1 protein-coding gene and 2 pseudogenes are annotated in these 18,295 nt (G+C 73.6%); all 3 read right to left on the bottom strand.

Annotation, left to right across the window (positions count from 1 at the left end; all coding sequences use genetic code 11):
• Positions 1–67 precede the first annotated feature (67 nt).
• Positions 68–3,118 (bottom strand): annotated as a pseudogene (locus IE252_RS44555) (non-ribosomal peptide synthetase); the annotation flags it as partial.
• Between the two features lie 81 nt (positions 3,119–3,199).
• Positions 3,200–4,624 (bottom strand): annotated as a pseudogene (locus IE252_RS44550) (condensation domain-containing protein); the annotation flags it as partial.
• The gene (locus IE252_RS34705) at positions 4,621–18,270 is read right to left on the bottom strand and encodes an SDR family NAD(P)-dependent oxidoreductase (protein WP_229848982.1); all 13,650 of its coding nucleotides are present in this window, start codon (positions 18,268–18,270) and stop codon (positions 4,621–4,623) included. The gene IE252_RS34705 and the pseudogene IE252_RS44550, both read right to left, overlap by 4 nt.
• Between the last annotated feature and the right edge of the window lie 25 nt (positions 18,271–18,295).

Below are 18,295 nucleotides of genomic sequence, written 5' to 3'. Positions count from 1 at the left end.
TGGCGGCCTCCAGGTACGCGATGACCAGGGCGGCGTCCTGCGCCTGGTCGATCTGCGCGTCCACGGAGAACGAGTGCCCCAGGTCGTCGACCGAGAGCGCGACCGGGTAGTTGCTGCGCTCGATCACCCCGGCCAGCGACTTGACGCCGGCGCGCTCCAGCTCGTCCTCGTCGATGCGGTCGTCGGACTCCAGATGACGGAAGTTGAAGATCGCGTTGAAGAGCGGGGTGTCGCGGGGCACGTCGCTGTGCCGGTGGGCGACGGCGAGCGGGGTCTGCTCGTGGCGCACCAGCTCGCGCAGCGCGCGGTCGGTCTCGGCCACCAGCTCGCGCACGTCGCGCCCGGTGAGGTCGAGCCGGACCGGCAGGGTGTTGATGAAGTTGCCGAGCATCCGCTCGATGCCCCGGGGGCCCTGGAGGCGCCCGGACATCACGGTGCCGAACACCACGTCGTCGCGCCCGGCGCAGGCCGCGACGACCAGCGCCCAGCCCGCGTGGAAGAGCGTCGCCGGGCTGACCCGCAGCTCCTTGGCCCGGGTGCGGACCCGCTCGCCGAGCTCCGGGTCGAGCGGCTTGCGCAGATCGGCGACCCGGCGCCCGTCGCCGTGCACGTCGTGCATGCCGAAGAGCACGGTCGGCTCGGTGACGTCGCCGAGCCGCTCGCCGAAGTACGCCGCCGGGTCCAGGGCCTTGGCCCGGTGGGCGGCGTGCGCGATGAAATTGCGGTACGGCTCGGGGGCGGCCAGCTCGGCGGCGCGGCCCGTCATGTGCGCCACGAGCTCCTTGAACAGGAAGCCGAGCGAGGTGGCGTCGTCGATGACGTGGTGCAGGTTGAGCAGGGCGTACCACTGCCCGCTGTGCGGGTCGCGGGCCGCGCGCAGCCGGATCAGCGGCGCCCGGTCCAGGCGCATCGCCTGCGAACCGGCCAGCAGCCGCTGGATCTCGTCCGCCGCGGAGCTGCCGGGGGCGACCGTGAACTCGTCCACCGTGAGCTCGGCGTGCCGGACGACGACCTGTACGGGCTGCGGGAGTCCGTCGGTGAGGATCGCGGTGCGCAGCGCGTCGTGGCGGGCGATCACCGCGCGCAGGGCATCGGTGAAGCGGTCCAGGTGGTCGCGGCTGTCGAAGGAGAACACCCCGGACAGCACATACGGGTCGCGGCCGCTCTCCTTGAGGTGGTGGAAGAGCATGCCCTCCTGGAGGGCTGCCAGCGGGTAGACGTCCTGGAGGTTGGCGGCGCCGCCGGGTACGGCCGCGACGACCGCCGCCAGCTCGTCCTCGGTCAGCTCCACCAGCGGCAGCATGTCGGGCGTGATCTCGGTGCTGCCCTCGGGGACGCGCGCGGCCGGGACGACGAAGGTGTCCGCCGCGCCGCCGCCGTCCGCGGACGCGGCGAGCTCCGCCAGCGTGGCCGCCGCGAAGACCGCGGGCAGGTCGCAGTGGAGCCCGGCGGCCGTCAGCCGCGCGGTGAGCTTGGGGATGAGCAGCGAATGCCCGCCCAGCGCGAAGAAGTTGTCCTCGACGCTGATCCGGTCCGTCGCGAATCCGAGCAGTTCGGCGCAGATCCCGACCAGGGCATGTTCGGCCGGGGTGCGGGGGGCGACGTAGGCGCGCACCGCGTACGCACCGGCGTCGGGGGCGGGCAGCGCCTTGCGGTCGAGCTTGCCGTTGGCGGTGACGGGCAGCGCGTCGAGGCGGACCAGGGCGCCGGGGACCATGTAGTCGGGCAGCGCGTCCTTGAGGTGGGCGAGCAGCTCGGCGTGGTGGTCGCGGCCGGGCGTCTCGTCGAAGCCCGGGTCGAGCACCACATAGCCGACCAGGCGGGTATCGCCGGGATCGTCCTCGCGGGCCAGCACCGCGCAGGCGCGCACCTCGGGGTGGGCGCCGAGCCGGGACTCGATCTCGTCGAGCTCGATGCGGAAGCCGCGCACCTTGACCTGGTTGTCGATGCGGCCGAGGAACTCCAGGGTGCCGTCCGCGAGGCGCCGTACGAGGTCGCCGGTGCGGTACATCCGGGCGCCGGGCACCGTGGCGAACGGGTTCGGCACGAACCGGTCGCGGGTCAGGTCCGGGTTGTTGAGGTAGCCCCGGGCCAGGCCGTCCCCGGCGATGTGCAGCTCTCCGGCGCAGCCGACCGCCGCCAGGCGGCCGAAGTCGTCGAGCACATGGAGCTGGATGTTCTGGATGGGGCGGCCGATCGGGACCGGGCGGGCCCCCTCGCCGGGCGGGCACGTCCAGTGGCTGACGTCGATGGCCGCCTCGGTCGGGCCGTACAGGTTGTGCAGCGGCGCGCGGTGCACCGCGTAGTGGCGCGGCGGCAGCTCGGGCGGCAGGGCCTCGCCGCTGCAGAAGACCCGGCGCACCGAGGTGCACCGCGCCCAGCCGTCGTTCTCCACCATCAGGCGCAGCATGGACGGCACGAAGTGCAGGGTCGTCACACCGGTGCGGCGGATCAGCGAGACCAGGTAGTCGGGGTCCTTGTGGCCCTCGGGCTCGGCGACTACCAGACGGGCGCCGTTGAGGAGCGGCCAGACGAACTCCCACACCGACACGTCGAAGCTGAACGGCGTCTTCTGCAGCACGACGTCGTCCACGTCGAGGCGGTACGCGTTCTGCATCCACTCGATGCGGTTCACGGCCGCCCGGTGCTCGACCATGACGCCCTTGGGGCGGCCGGTGGAGCCGGAGGTGTAGATGACGTACGCCAGGCTGCGCGCGGTGGCGGCGCGGCCTGGCGCGACGGCCCGCCCGGACCCGCCGCCCTCGACGCGGCCCTCTCGGTCCAGGTACAGCACCTCGCGGGCGGCGGACAGGCCGTCGCCCCTCATGTGCCGCTGCCCGAGCACCAGTTGGGCGCCCGAGTCCTCGATCATGTACGCGAGACGGTCGGCCGGGTAGCCGGGCTCCAGTGGCAGATAGGCGCCGCCCGCCTTCATGACCGCCCACAGGGCGACCACCATCTCCACGGACCGCTCCATGCAGACGCCGACCACGGTGTCCGCGGTGACGCCGCGCCCGCGCAGCTCGGCGGCGACCTCGTCGATCCGCGCGGCGAGCTCGGCATACGTCAGGGAGCGCTCGCCGAACACCACGGCGGTGCGGTCGCCGTGGCGCGCCACGGCGGCGTCGAGCAGGTCGGGCAGCGAGCTGTCGTCGGAGTAGGGGCGCCGGGTGTCGTTCCACTCCACAAGGAGCCGGTGCCGCTCCTCGTCCGACAGGTGCGAGGCGGCCGACAGCGGCCGCTCGGGGCTGTCGAGCAGCGAGTCCAGGAGCCGCTGGTAGTGGCCGAGGAACCGCTCGACGTCGGCGTTCTCGAAGCGCTGGGCGTCGTACTTCAGGTGCAGCGCGTAGTCGTCGGCGTTCTCGAAGACCTCCAGGTGGAGCTTGAACTCCCCCTCCTGCGAGATCCCTTCGACGAACCGCATCGACCGCGCGAGCTCCAGGCCGAGCACCTCGTCGGTGACGTGCATCATGCGCTGGTTCTGGAAGACGTAGGAGACCTGGAAGACCGGGGAGGATTCCGGGTCGGACTGGAGGTTCAGGTCCCGCACCATGCGCGGGAACGGGTATCCGGCGTGATCGAGTCCATCGGCAAGGACCAACGAGAGCTCGCGCACGTAGTCGCGGAACGGCACGTCCTCGCTCGGCCCGAACCGCACCGGCACCATGTTGACGAAGTAGCCCACGGAGTCGGCGTACGCGAGGTCCGGGCGGCCCATCGAGGGCACGCCGACGATCAGGTCCCGCTCGCCGCTGTAGCGGTGCAGCAGCAGTTCGTACACCGCGAGGAAGAGCACGGCGGGCCGCACTCCGCTCGCCGCGCACCAGGTGCGCACCCGCTCGCCGGCCGCGCCGGAGAGCGCGAGCGAGGCGGTCCGGCCCAGCACCGGCGCGCCGGGGGCCGGGGCGTGCTCGACGCCGAGGCGGAGCACGGGCAGGTCGCCCGCGAGCGTCCGCTGCCAGAACGCGCGGTGGCGCGCGCCCTCGGGCCCGTCGACGAAGGCCTGCTCCCGTCGGACGAACTCGTCGTACGCGTCCGGCGCGGGCGGGCTCCAGTCGGCGCCGCTCCCCAGAGCCTCGTACGCCGACGCCAGGTCCCGCAGGAACAGCGGGGTGGAGGCGCCGTCGAAGACGAGGTGGTGGAAGACCAGCAGGACGACCGTCCCGGGGGTGTCCGTCTCGTAGACGTACGCCCGCGCCAGCGGGTCCGCCGCGAGGTCGAACGGGGTCTTCGCCGCCCGGCGCACCTCGGCGAGCAGCGCGTCCTCGGACAGGCCCGCCACCCGCTCGTGGCGGAAGTGGACCGGCCGGTCGGGGCGGGCGACGAGGTACGGCACGCCGTCCCGCTCCGTCACCGCGCTCGACAGCTGGCCGTGGGCCGCCACCACCAGGGCGAAGGCCCGGCGCAGCCGGTCGACGTCGAGGGGCGCGTCGGTGCGGAAGCAGACCGGGACGTTGTAGACGTCCGCGTCGGGCCGCAGCCGGTGCAGCAGCCACAGGCCCTTCTGGCCCTCGGAGAGGGGGCGCTCGACCGGGTGCCGCTGGAGCTCTTCGTAGAAGGCGAGAACGTCGTCGGCGGAGAGGGTGCCCGCCTTGAAGCCCGCCAGTATCTGATCCTCGTTCACGCGCTCGGTGCTTCCTTCATGAGTGCCTTCAGATCTTCGAGGCTGACGTGCCCCTGCCGGAACTGCTCCAGCGCCCGGGCCTTGGCGGCACGGGGGTCTTCGGTGTCCGGCCCCGGGCCGGGGGCCGGGTCGGTGGCGGGCTCGGCGGCGCCGGTCGCGGCGCGGAGCTCGGTGAGGCGGGCCGCGATGCGTTCGAGGGTGCCGCCCTCCAGCAGGTCGCGGGTGGACAGGCGCAGGCCGAGGTCGGCCTCGACCCGGCGCTGGAGCCGCGACCAGAGGATGGAGTCCACGCCGAAGCCGTGCAGGTCCTTGTCGGCGGGCAGTTCGCCCGCGTCCAGGCCCAGGGCGTCGGCGAAGAAGCCCGCGAGGTAGCGGGTCAGGTCGTCGGGCGCCTGCCGCACCTCCGACGGCTGCGGGGCGCCCACGGCCTCGCTCGGCTGCTGCCAGGTGCGGCCGATCCAGTACCGCTTCCGCCGGAACGGCGTGGTCGGCAGGGCGATCCGCCTGCGCGGGCGGTCCGCGTGCAATGCCCGCCAGTCGACCTCGGCGCCGCCGGTCCACAGCCCGGCGAGCCGGTCCAGGTCGCCGTCCGCGACCAGCGCGGCGACGAACGCCTCACCGTGCGCACCGGAGAGCAGGGCGGTCAGCGGGTTGGCGCCGTCCTCGGCGCTGCCCGCGTGGACCTGCACGCCGAGCGCCTCGGCGGCGTCCGCCTCGCCGAGGTGGCCGGCGAGTGCGGCGCGCAGCTCGGCCCGCGAGCCGACGACGACCGCGAACCGCTCCGGCAGCGCCTCACGCCCCGTCTGGAGGGTGTACGCGAGGTCCCCGAGGTCGATGGTGGCCTCGCCGTCGACGAAGTCGAGGAGCTGTCGGGCCGTGTCGCGCAGCCGCTCGGGGTCCTTGGCCGAGACCACGACGAGCTGGGGGGCGCTGTCACCCGTCGCCGGTTGCGCGACGGTTGCCGGAGCCTCCTCGACGACCAGGCTGACGTAACTGCCGCCCGCACCCACGGAGTTGATGAGACCGCGGCGGACGCCCTGCCCTCCGGCCGGGCGCGGCTGCCACGGCGCGAGCCGCTCGGACAGCGCGAAGGGCGCGGCCTCGAAGTCGAGGCTCGGGTTGGCGGTGCCGCCCTCGACCAGCGGGGCGAGCTCCTGGTGGCGCAGCTGGAGCACCACCTTGGTCAGCTGGGCGATGCCGGAGGCCGCCTCGGGGTGGCCGAGGTTGGACTTCACCGAGCCGAGCGCGACCGGCTCGGGCACGGCGCCGAAGACCTCGCGCAGCGCGCTGAACTCGACGGCGTCACCCAGCGCCGACCCGTTGGCCGCCGCCTCCACGTATCCGATCGACTCGGGCGCCGCACCGGCCCGCTCCAACGCCCGCCGCATCACGGCGACCTGGGTGCGGTGGCTGGGCGTCATGAAGCCGTTGGCCCGGCCGCCGTGCAGCGAGGCGCTGCCCTTGACGACCGCGTGCACGGTGTCGCCGTCGCGCAGCGCGGCGGCCAGCGGCTTCAGCAGCACCGCGCCGACGGCCTCGGCGGGCAGGTACCCGTCGCCGTCGCGGAAGCTGCGGCTGCCCGGGTGGCTGCCCAGGAGCTGCGCCTGGGAGAGCGCGAGGTACTTGTCCGGGTGGACCGTGAGGTTCACCCCGCCCGCGATCGCCAGCTCGCTCTCCCCGCGCAGCAGGTCCGCGCAGGCGAGGTGGATCGCCTGGGCCGAGGACGAGCACATGCTGTCCACGGCCAGGCTCGGGCCTTCGAGTCCGAAGAAGTACGAGACGCGGTTGGCGATCATGTTGTACGAGGTCGCCGAGGTCAGTGCCGCGCGCGGCACGTCCGCCTCGTCGGCCCGGTACATCTGGTACATCGAGCCGACGTACACCCCGACCCGGCGGCCGTAGTGCCGCTCGATGGTGTCCTGGGTGACCCCGGCCCCCTCAAGGAGCTCCCACACCGTCTCCAGGAAGAGCCGCTGCTGCGGGTCCATCGCCTCGGCCTCGCGGGGCGAGATGCCGAAGAACAGCGGGTCGAACCGGTCGATCCCGTCGAGGAAGCCGCCCCAGCGGCAGTAGGTGCGGCCGGGCGCGTCCCGGTCCGTGTCGAACAGCGCGTCGTGGTCCCAGCGCTCGGCCGGCACCTCGGTGACGCTGTCCTTGCCGGACCGCAGGTTCCCCCAGAACGCGTCCAGGTCCGCGGCCTGCGGGTAGCGCCCGCTGATCCCGATGATCGCGACGTCCTGGTCCAGGGGCGCAGGTACGGGACGCGGGGACGGCTCGGCCACGGCCGCGACGGCCGCCGCCGTGCGCACGGGCTCGGCGGGCCGAGCGGTGCTCACCGCCGGGCGCGGCGCACGGGGCTCGCCGAACATCGTCCGCAGCACATCCTCGTACTCGGCCACGAAGTGCTCCGCCAGCGCGCGGACCGTCTGGATCTCGAAGAACAGGGTCTTCGAGAGCGGGCCGAAGCTCTCCTCCAAACGGGCGATCAGATCGGTCGCCACGACCGAGTCCATGCCGTACCGCTCCAGCGCCGTGTCGGCGTCGAGCCGCTCGACGCCCAGCTTGAGCGCCCCCGCGAGCAGCTGCCGCAGATAGCGGACGGTACGGTCCACGAGCGCGCGGTCGGCGCCCTGTACGGGCTGCTCCTGCTGCACCGGTTCCTCTTCCCCAGTAGTCATGTGACGGTTGGTCAGCCTCGGCAGGAGGGCTTCGCGGTCGCCCGCGACGACCACCAGCCGGCCGTCGTCCAGGCCGTTGTCATGGGCGGCCGCCCCTACCCGCAGGGCGTGCAGGGCACTGTCGGTGTCCAGGGGCGCGAGGTCCATCTGCCGGAGCTGTTCCCTGGTCGCGTCGTTGACCCGCATGCCGCCGTCCTCCCAGAGCGGCCAGTTGACCGAGAGCGTCGTGCCGTGCCTCAGCCCGGCGCCGACGAGGCGGTCGCGGTGGGACGCGAAGGCGTCCATGAAGGCGTTGGCGGCCGCGTAGTCGGCCTGCCCGGGGTTGCCGAAGGCGCCGCTGGTGGACGAGAAGCAGAGGAAGAGCTCCAGCGGGTGGCCCTTGCTCGCCTCGTCCAGGTTGACGAGGCCGGACACCTTGGGGGCCAGCACGCGGGCCAGGTCCTCGGGCGTCTTGCGGACGATGAGGCCGTCGCTCAGCACACCGGCGCTGTGCACGATGCCGGTGAGGGGCCCGTGGGTGGCTTCGACGTGGGCCATCAGCCCGTCCACCGCCGCGCGGTCGGTGACGTCGACCCGCCGGTGGTCGACGCGCAGCCCGGCCGCCCGCAGGGCGTCGAGCGCGCGCGACTGCTCCTCGTCCAGCGGGGAGCGGCCGGTGAGGACGACCGTGGCGTGCTCGACGCCGTCGGCGATCTCCCGCGCCGTGACGAGGCCGAGGGCCCCGGCGCCGCCGGTGATCAGATAGACGCCGCCGGTGCGCCACGGCGCCGCCGCCGGGCGCGCGGGCGCCACTTCGTCCAGGCGCCGCACATACCGCCGCCCGTCCCGGTACCGCACCTCGGGCTCGGCCGCGCGATGCGCCTCGGCGAGCAGGCGGGCGGCGACGGCCGGGGCCGGGGCCCCGTCCAGGCAGTCGAGGTACTGGGTGCGCAGCCGGGGGTTCTCCAGTTCGGCGGTCTTCAGCAGACCGGTCAGGCCGCCGAAGCACTCTTCGGCGCCGCCGCTGCCCACCAGGACCACCTGGAGCAGCACGGGCCGGCGCGGGCCGCCCGCCAGGAGTTCACGGGTCCGGGCGAACACCCGCCGGGTGACGTCCAGATACCGGGCGTCCAGCGGCCCCTCGCCCGGCTCCACCACCTCGAAGGCGGTCGTCCCGGCGAGCGCGGACGCGTACGCGTCCCGCACGGCGGCGTCCAGCGAGCCGATCAGGACGACGTGGTGCTCGGCGTACTCCTCGGCAGTGCCCGTGTCCGCTGCGGCGGCCTCCTCCCACACCGGCCGCAGGAGCAGCAGTTCGTCGTGGCGCGGCCGGGCCGGTACGGCCACGGCGTCCTCGGTGTCGAGCCAGTACCGCTCGCGGGCGAACGGGTAGCCCGGCAGGCTCACGCGCCGCACCGGCGCGTCCGTCCCGTGCAGCGGCGCCCAGTCGACCGCGAGGCCACGCACCCAGCGGGCCAGGACCTCGTCGTACTGCCCCTGCTCCCACCAGGCACGCACGGTCTCGGCGGTCTCGCGCGGCACGTCGCCGTCGGGCCGTACGGTCCCGCGCAGCCGGGTTCCGGGCGCGGCGGGGTCGGCGACGAAGGCGTCCAGGTGCTCCTTCAGGGACTCGATCGAGGTCGCCGTGAAGGCGAGCCGCTCGTCGAGCGCGACACGGCCGGTCTGGAGCGTCCGGGCGACGGCCACCAGGTCGGCATCGTCCAGCTCCTCGGCGCGGGCCCGCAGTCGGCGAGCCTGCTCGACGAGCTGCTGCTCGCTCATCGCGGACAGCACGACGGGCACCGGCCGGTGCCCGTCGGCGGGCACCTCGCGGTGCGCGGTCTCCGGCTCGTACTCGGCGAGGATCACATGGGCGTTGGAGCCGCCCGCGCCGAAGCTCGACACCCCGGCCACGCGCGGCAGTTCACGCTCCTCGCCGCCGACGACGAGCGTCGGGCGGTGCCACGGCTCCAGGTGCTGCTGGACCCGGAACGGCGTCCGCTCGAAGTCGATGTGCGGGTTGGGCACGGCCGAGTGCAGGCTCGGCACCAGCTCGCGGTGCCTGAGCTGGAGCAGCACCTTGGTGACCGCGGCGATGCCCGCCGCGCTCTCGCAGTGGCCGATGTTGGACTTGACCGAGCCGATCGCCAGGCTCTGCGGCAGCGCGCCGCCACCGGCCGTGCGGAACGCCTTGGCCAGGCCCGCGATCTCGATCGGGTCGCCGAGCGCGGTGCCGGTGCCGTGGGCTTCGAGGTAGCTCAGCTCGGCCGGGGAGACCTCGGCCTCGGCCAGCGCAGCCGCGATGACCTCGCCCTGCGCCGCCGGGCTCGGCACGGAGAAGCCGTGGGTGCGGCCGCCGTGGTTGAGCGCGGTTCCCTTGATGACGGCGTGGATGTGGTCGCCGTCCGCGATCGCCCGGTCCAGCGGCTTCAGCAGGACCGCGCCGACGCCCTCACCGGGCACATAGCCGTCGCCGCCCTCGCCGAAGCTGCGGCAGCGGCCGTCGCTCGCCGTGAACCTTCCCTGACTGAGCATCAGATACTTGTTGGGGTGGACGCTGACGTTCACGCCGCCCGCCACCGCCGACTCGCAACTGCCGCTGCGGATCGCCTCGCAGGCGAGGTGGATCGCGGTCAGCGACGAGGAGCACATGGTGTCCACGGCCATGCTCGGCCCGTGGAAGTCGTAGAAGTACGAGACGCGGTTGGCGATGGACGAGGGGCTGCCCGACAGGGCGACGTGCTGCCCGCGCGCCTGCGCCTGTGCGCCGTGGAGCTGGTACTCCTCGTACATCACCCCGACGAACACCCCCACCTTGCCGCCGGGGGCCAGGTTCGCGCCGGTGTATCCGGCGTCCTCCAGGGTGTGGTGGACGCACTGGAGGAACAGGCGCTCCTGCGGGTCCAGGTACTCGGCCTCGCGCGGCGAGATGTGGAAGAACAGCGGGTCGAACCGGTCGACGCCGTCGAGGAAGCCGCCCCACTTCCCACCCGGGTGCTCCCGGTGGTCCCAGCGGTCGCGCGGGACCTCCCTGATGCAGTCGCGGCCGGAGCGCAGGTTCTGCCAGAAGGCGTCGAGGTCCTCGGCCTCCGGGTAGCGCCCGCTCACGCCCACGATGGCGATGTCGGTGCGCGCACGCGGGGCACGCCGCTCGCCGCCGGACGCGCCGGTGGACTCCACCAAGGCGGGGGCCGCGGTCACCGGTTCGGCGCCGGACGCGCCGAGGGCCGCCCGCACCTGCTCCGGGTACTCGGCCAGGAAGTGCTCGCTCAGCGCCCTGATGGTGCGGACCTCGAAGAACAGCGTCTTGGAGAGCGGTCCGAACGGCCCTTCGAGGTGGCGGGTGAGCTCCATGGCCATCATGGAGTCCATGCCGTAGTGCTCCAGCGGGGTGTCCACGTCCAGCCGCTCGGGGGCGACTTCGAGCGCGGCCGCCAGCTGCTCGCGGATGTACTCCAGCGCGCGGTCGGCGGTGGGCGCGCCGGCGGACGCGGCCACCGGTGTCACCGGCGCCGCCCGCGGAACCGGTGCGGGCGCGGGCCGTTCGCCGGGGCCGCCCGGGAGCACCCGGGCGCTCAGCCCGGTCAGCTCCACGCACACCTCGCCGTGCTCGTCGAGGACGGTCACGTCGAGCTTGGCGGAGGGGGCGTCGGGGCGGCTGCCGTCCTGGTGGCGGATCCAGGCGTACGCCGTCGCCGGAGTCGCCCCCGCCGCAGTCAGACCCTGGAGGGCGAAGGGCAGCGCGGGCCGCCCGGCCCGCTCGTCGCGCGCGGCGGCGGTGAGACCGAGGCCGATGGTGGCCTGGAGGGCGCCGTCGACGATGCTGGGGTGCAGCCGGTAGCGGTCCACGGGCTCGGCCGCCGCCGGAAGACGCAGCTCTGCCAGGACCTGCGGCCGCCCTTCGTCGTCGGTGCCCACGCCGAGCCCCGCGAGGGAGCGGTGGGCCGGGCCGTACTCCATGCCGACGTATCCGTACAGGTCGTACAGGTCGTCGGCGGTGAAGGCCGCCTCGGCGCACTGCGCGCGCAGTTCGGCCAGGAGCGGCGGACGGCTCCCGGCGCCGCCGGTCACGCCCGCCCGGCCCTGGCTGCACAAGGTGCGCGCGCCGTCGCGGTCGACGGCGTGGATGGTGTACTCGTACGCGCCCTCGGCCGTTGTCCGCACGGTGACGCGCAGGTCGAGACCGTCCGGCCCGCACAGGGCGGGGCGCAGCCACACGACGTCGGACAGCCGGACGCGGTCGGCACGCTCCGGGCCGATCACCCGGGCGAGCGCGGCGCACGCCATCTCCAGGTGCGCGGCCCCGGGCAGCACCCGGCCGCCCTGGACACGGTGGTCGCGCAGGAACGGCTCGCTGCCGTCGAAGCGCGACTCGTACGCTTCGGCCCCGTCGGCGTCGTCGGACGCGGCCCGGTGCAGCAGCGGGTGCGGGTGCGCCGGTGCGGCCTGGCGGCGGGTGCGGCCCGCCCAGTAGCGCTCGTCGGAGAAGGGGTAGGTGGGCAGGCCGAGGCGCTGGGGGCGGGCGTCCGAGCCGTACAGCCGCTGCCAGTCCACCGGGTGCCCGGTGACCCACTCGGCCAGTACGCGGCTGTCGTCCCGGGTGTCCAGCCAGGCGTGCGAGGCGGCGAGCCGTGCGGTGTCGCGCCCGGCGGCCTTCGGGGCGCGGCGGGGCGCGGAGCCCCGGTGCCAGCCGTCCGTGTTGCCGTCCAGGAGGTGGGCGAGCCGGTCGCGCAGTTCCGCCACCGAGGTGACGGCCACGGCGAGCCGCTCCTCCATCGCGTCACGGCCGGTCTGCAACGTGTGGGCGAGGGCAGGGAGTTGGGCGTCCGATGCCTGATGCACCGTCAAGTGGTCCAGCAGGTCCCGGGCCCGGCCGGTGAGCTGCTCGTCCGTACGGGCCGACAGCACGACCAGGGCCGGACGGCTCCCGGCCGCCGCCCGCCGGGGCTCGCCGCCCCGGTACTCCTCAAGTACGACGTGGGCGTTTACCCCGCCGAACCCGAACGAGCTGACACCCGCGCGACGCGGCACGCTGACGCCGTCGGCGTCCCGCAGCCGCCGCCACGGCGTCCGCTCGCGCACGACGTGGAAGGGGCCATCGGCGAGGTCCAGATAGGGGTTGAGCTCCGCGCAGTGCAGGCTCTCGACCAGCTCACCGTGCTTCATCTGCAGCAGCGTCTTGATCACCCCGGCCACGCCCGCGGCCAGTTCGAGGTGCCCGATGTTGCTCTTGACCGAGCCGATGCCGCACCGGGCGGGCTCGCCCAGGCCGTCCGGCGTCTCCTCGGCGAGCGCGGCGAACGCGCTCTTGAGACCGCCGAGCTCGACGGGGTCGCCCAGCTCGGTGCCGGTGCCGTGCGCCTCGACGTACGTCACGGTGCGCGGGTCGATCCCGGCCTGGCGGTAGGCGGACTTGAGGAGTTCGGCCTGCGCCTGCGGATTGGGGGCGGTGAGCGAGTGGGCCCGGCCGCCGTGGTTCTCGGCGGTGGCGCGGATGACGCCGTGGATGCGGTCGCCGTCGCGCTCGGCCGCCGCGAGCGGCTTGAGGACGAGGATGCCCACGCCCTCGCCGCGCACATAGCCGTCGGCGCCGGCCGCGAACGTCTTGCAGCGGCCGTCCTCGCTGAGCATTCCGGCCCGGCTGTAGCTGATGTGCAGATCGGGGCTGACGATGGTGTTCACACCGCCGACCAGGGCGAGTCCGCTCGCCCCCGAGCGCAGCAGTTCCACCGCGCGGTGCAGGGCGACCAGCGAGCTGGAGCAGGCGGTCTCGACCGGCTCGCTCGGGCCGTGCAGATCCAGCAGATAGCTGACCCGGTTGGGGCCGACGGAACCGGAGACCCCGGTGGCCGCGTACCCGTCCTCGCCCTGCTGCTCCTTCAGCACCAGGGTGCCGTAGCCGCTGGGTGCGGTGCCGACGAGCACGGCGGTGTCGCTGCCGGCCAGGCTCGACGGCGCGAGGCCGGCGTCCTCCAGTGCGTTCCACACATGGGTGAGCAGCAGCCGCTGCTGCGGGTCCATGGCGGTGGCCTCGCGCGGCGAGATGCCGAAGAAGAGCGGGTCGAACCGGTCGACGGCGTCGAGGAAGCCGCCCCAGCGCACGTGCCGCCTGTTCGCGGGCGTGGCCGGGTCGTCGTGCATCGCCCGCCAGTCCCAGCGGCCCTCGGGGATCTCGGTGATGCAGTCCCTGCCGTCGCGCAGGTTCCCCCAGAAGGCCGCGAGATCGGGCGCCTGGGGGAAGCTGCCGCTCATGCCGATGATCGCGATGGGTTCGGCGGGGCCGGTCGGGGCCGTGTGCTGGGGGGCGGTGTCCTCGGACGGCGCGGCGGGCGCGGACGTCCGCACGGGCTCCGGCGTCGGCACCGCCTTCGGCGCCGTCCGCCGCTCGCCGTGGACGCGCGCCAGCTCCGGCGCGTACGCGTCGACGAGGTGGGCCGCGAGGCTGCCGACGGTCCGGTACTCGAAGAAAACGGTCGGGGCCAGCGCCAGACCGTGTCGCTCGTTCAACCGGTTCGCCAACTCGGTCAAACTGATCGAATCGAACCCGTACTCCCCCAACTCACCATCCGCGTCGATCTCTTCGACGGGCACGTTGAGCTGGGCGGATATCTCGGATACGAGAACGTCCTGAGTCGCCAGAAGATCATCGGCGGCCGAGGAGGCGGACGCGGCCGCAGCCGTGTGCCCCTGGCCCGCGAGGTGCTCCGCCAGGCGGCGCGGGGTGGCGTACTCGAAGAAGACGGTCGGGGCCAGCGCCAGACCATGTCGCTCGTTCAACCGGTTCGCCAACTCGGTCAAACTGATCGAATCGAACCCGTACTCCCCCAACTCACCATCCGCGTCGATCTCTTCGACGGGGACCTTGAGCTGGGCGGACATCTCCGCGACGAGCAGTTCCTGCCACGCCGACGGCGTCGGACCACTGGGCGAAGACGGCTCGGACTCCGGCTCCGATGCCGTGGCGATCAGCGCCGACAGCCGTGCAAGGAGTCGCTCGCGGTCGCCGGAGAGGACCAGCGTCCGCTCCCGGCCCGAGGCGATGGCCGCGTCCAGGGCGCGCAGGCCGTCACGGGTGGCCAGCGGGGCGACCCCGAGCCGCGCCAGCCGGTCGAGCCCGGCCGCGTCGAGACGCATCCCGCCGTCCGCCCACAGCGGCCAGCCGATGCTGACGGCGCGGCCGGAACGGCGGCCCTGTGCGGCCAGTTCGTTGCGGTGGGCGGCGTAGGCGTCGAGGAAGCCGTTGGCCGCGGCGTAGTCCGCCTGCCCGGGGTTGCCGAGCGCGGCCACCGTGGACGAGAAGGAGAGCAGCAGGTCGAGCGGCTGGTCCCGGGTGGCTTCGTCGAGGTGGACGAGCCCGGCGACCTTGGGCGCGAGCACGGCCCGTACGTCGTCGTCCGTCTTCCCGGCGACCAGCCCGTCCCGCAGCGCGCCCGCGCAGTGCACGATGCCGTGGATCGCGCCATGGCGCGCGACCACCTCGCCGACGAGCGCGTCCACGGCGCCGCGGTCGGCGATGTCGGCCCGCTCGTAACTGACGGTCGCACCGTGCTCGGCCAGGGCCGCGAGGGTGCGGCGGGCGGTCGCGTCCGGTGCGGAGCGGCCGACGAGGACGAGCGCGCCCTCGCCGATGCTTCCGGCGATCTCGCGGGCCAGGACGAGGCCGAGCCCGCCGAGGCCACCGGTGATCAGATACACGCCACCGGCTCGCCAAGGCGCGCTCACCGCGCCCTCTACGACCGGAATTTCGGCCAGACGGCGCACGGAACGCACTCCATCGGCCTGGCGAACCTCCGGCTCGTACGCGTCGCCCGCGCACTCACGGACGAGCCGGGCCAGGGCGTCGGCCGACAGCGGGTCGGCGTACTCGACGCACTGCGTGCGCAGCCGGGGGTGCTCCAGGCTCGCCGTACGCAGCAGCCCGGAGACGCCCGCGAGCACGCGGGACTCCCCCGATCCCGCCACGACCACTTGGAGCAGACCCTCGCGCGCGCCGCCACGGCCCCGCACATCGGCGAGGAGCGAGCGGGTCAGCCGCAGATAGTCCGCGTCCAGGGTGTCGGCGCCGGTCGTGAGCGTCCGTACGGCGGTGGCGCCGGACAGCCGGTCGCGCACCGCGTCCGCGAGGGTGTCGTCGATGCCCGGTCCGACGAGCCACACTGTGTGCTCGCCGGGGACGACAGCGGCGCCGGACGGCCGCGCGGGCTCCCAGCGCGGCTCCAGCCACAACGGCTCGCCGGCCACGGGGGCCGCGTCGCGGGCCGGTTCGGCGGTGGGGCCCGCGAGCCAGTACGAGTCGGTCGCGAACGGGTAGGTCGGCAGTGAGGTCCGGGCCGGGCGGCCCGACTCGAAGAGCGCGTCGAACGACGGGGTGCGGCCCTGTACGTACTCCTCGGCCAGCGACTCCAGGTGGCGCCGGTCCAGCCGGTCGGCCGTCCCCGTGGGCACGGTCGACCGGTTGCCGCTCGCGCGCTCCGGCTTGCGGTCGCCGGTGCGGACCGCCGGGTCGGCGCCGGTCTCCAGCCAGGTGCGCAGGGCGCGGGCCACGTCGCCGGGCGCGGTGGCGATCAGCGCGAGGCGGTGGCGGAAGTGCTTGCGGCCGAGCAGCAGCGTGTGGCTGAGTGCGCGCAGGCTCTGCGCCGGCTCGGCGTCCAGGTGCGCGAGGAGCTGCCGTGCCTGCCGGTCGAGCTGGTCGGCGGTGCGCGCGGACAGCGCGATCAGCCGGGCGCCCGGCTCGTCGGCCCGCGCGGCGACCGGCGGGGCCTCGGCAACCACGAGATGGGCGTTGGTGCCGCTGTAGCCGAACGAACTCACCGCTGCCATACGGGCGTTGGCGTCGCGCTCGGGCCAGTCACGTACCTCGGTGTTGACGTAGAACGGGGTGTCGCTCAAGTCGATGTGGGCGTTGAGGCGGTCGTACTGGATCGTCGGCGGCAGCGTCCGGTGCTTGAGGGCGAGCACGGCCTTGAGGGTGCTGGCGACTCCGGCGGCGCAGGCGCTGTGGCCGATGTTGCTCTTGACCGAGCCGATCGCGCAGTAACCGCGTTCCTCGGTGTGCGCGCCGAAACTCCCGACCAGGCCGTCGATCTCCACCGGGTCGCCGAGGGCGGTGCCCGTGCCGTGCGCCTCGACGAGGCGGATGTCCGCCGGGTCGATGCCGAACCGGTCGTGCACCCGCCGCTGGAGCTGGGTCTGCGCCTCGGCGTTGGGGGCGGTGATGCCGTTGGACTTGCCGTCCTGGTTGACGCCCCAGCCCTTGATCACGGCATGGACGCGGTCGCCGTCGGCCTGTGCGTCGGCGAGCCGCTTGAGCAGCAGGACCCCGACGCCCTCCGCCGGGACGAAGCCGTTGGCGCCCTCGTCGAAGGCGTGGCAGCGGCCGTCCGGGGAGAGCGCGCGCAGCTGGCTCATCGCCACGTGGACGCCGGGGCCGGGGATGACCCAGACACCGCCCGCCAGTGCCGTGTCACTGTCGCCGAGCACCAGGCTGTCGCACGCGGCGGCGATCGCCACCAGCGACGACGAGCACGAGGTGTCGATCGACAGGCAGGGGCCCTTGAGGTTGAGGGTGTACGAGATCCGGCTGGCCAGGATCGCGCTGTTGCTGCCGAGGTTCTGGTGGGCGCTCAGCTCGGTCTCGTCGAGCCGTCCGCCGTAGCCGTTCACCGAGCAGCCGACGAAGACGCCGCACTGGGTGCCGGAGAGCGCCTCGGGGTTGTACCCGGCCTCCTCGACACACCGCCAGCTCTCCTGGAGCAGGACCCGCTGCTGCGGGTCCATGTACTCCGCCTCGCCGGGCGAGATGCCGAAGAACAGCGGGTCGAAGCGGTCGGCGTGCTCCAGCACGCCCATCCACTTGCTGTACGACTTGCCGGGCGTGCCGGGCCGCTCGTCGTAGAACGTCTCGACGGACCAGCGCGAGGCGGGCACCTCGGAGACGCAGTCGCGCCCCTCCACGATGTTCCGCCAGAACTCGTCCAGGTTCTCCGCCTTGGGGAAGGCGCCGGACATCCCGACCACGGCGATGTCGACGAGGTCGACGGCCGGGCGGGGCGTGGATATACGTACGGGCTCCGGCTCCGGCTCCGGCTCCGGCTCCGGCTCGACGATCACCTCGACGACCGGCACGTCCGCCACCGTCGGCTCGGCCGGGAGCGCCGCCCGCTGCTCGGCCGCGAGGTACGCGGCGAGTGCGGCGACGGTCGGGTGGCCGTACACCGTGGTCGCCGAGAGCGACAGCTGGAGGCGGGTGTTGATGGAGCGCGTCCAGGTGACGCCGGTGATGGAGTCCAGGCCCAGCTCGACGAACGGCGTCTCGTCGTCGAGGTCGGCCTCGTCCAGCTCCAGTTCCTTGGCGAGGCTCGCACGCAGCCAGGAGGCGAGCGCGGCGCGCTCCTCGTCACCGGTGCCGTCCTCGGGCACGGCCTCCGGCTCCGCGGCAGGAGCGGGGACCGGTGCGGCGGCCTCCTCGACCGCCGTCGGCGCACCCGTGCCGCCCAGGCATCCCACCAGGTGCTCGGCCAGTTCGGCGATCGTCGGGTGGCTGTAGACCTGCGTCGCGGAGAGCGACAGCTGGAAGTGCGTGTTCAGCTTGCGGGTCCAGGTGACGCCGGTGATGGAGTCCAGGCCCAGCTCGACGAACGGCGCGTCGTCGTCGATGTCCGGCTCCGCCAGCTCCAGCTCGTCGGCAAGGCTCTGCCGCAGGTACGACGCCACCTGGGCAGCCGAAGACCGAGGGCTCGTGACACTCATCAGATCTCCCATGGCCCCCTGGATGAGGGCGGCCAGCTCGCCGAAAGTGGGGTGACCGCATACCTCGGCCACCGTGAGGGAAAGCCCGAAGGTCCGGTTGACCTCGCGCAGCCACACGACGCAGCTGATCGAGTCGAGCCCCAGCTCCACGAGGGCAACGCTTTCGGAGCTGGTGGCCAGATCGGTTCCCAGGACGCCGCTCAGCGTCTCTCGCAAGAACCGTTGCAGGTCACGCTTCACGGGGATCTTAGTACCTGTTTCCCGG

The organism is Streptomyces melanogenes, from assembly GCF_014649795.1.
Taxonomy (GTDB): Bacteria; Actinomycetota; Actinomycetes; order Streptomycetales; family Streptomycetaceae; genus Streptomyces; species Streptomyces noboritoensis.
The sequence above is the reverse complement of the archived record's forward strand: the minus strand, read 5'-3'. Positions and strand labels throughout refer to the sequence as shown.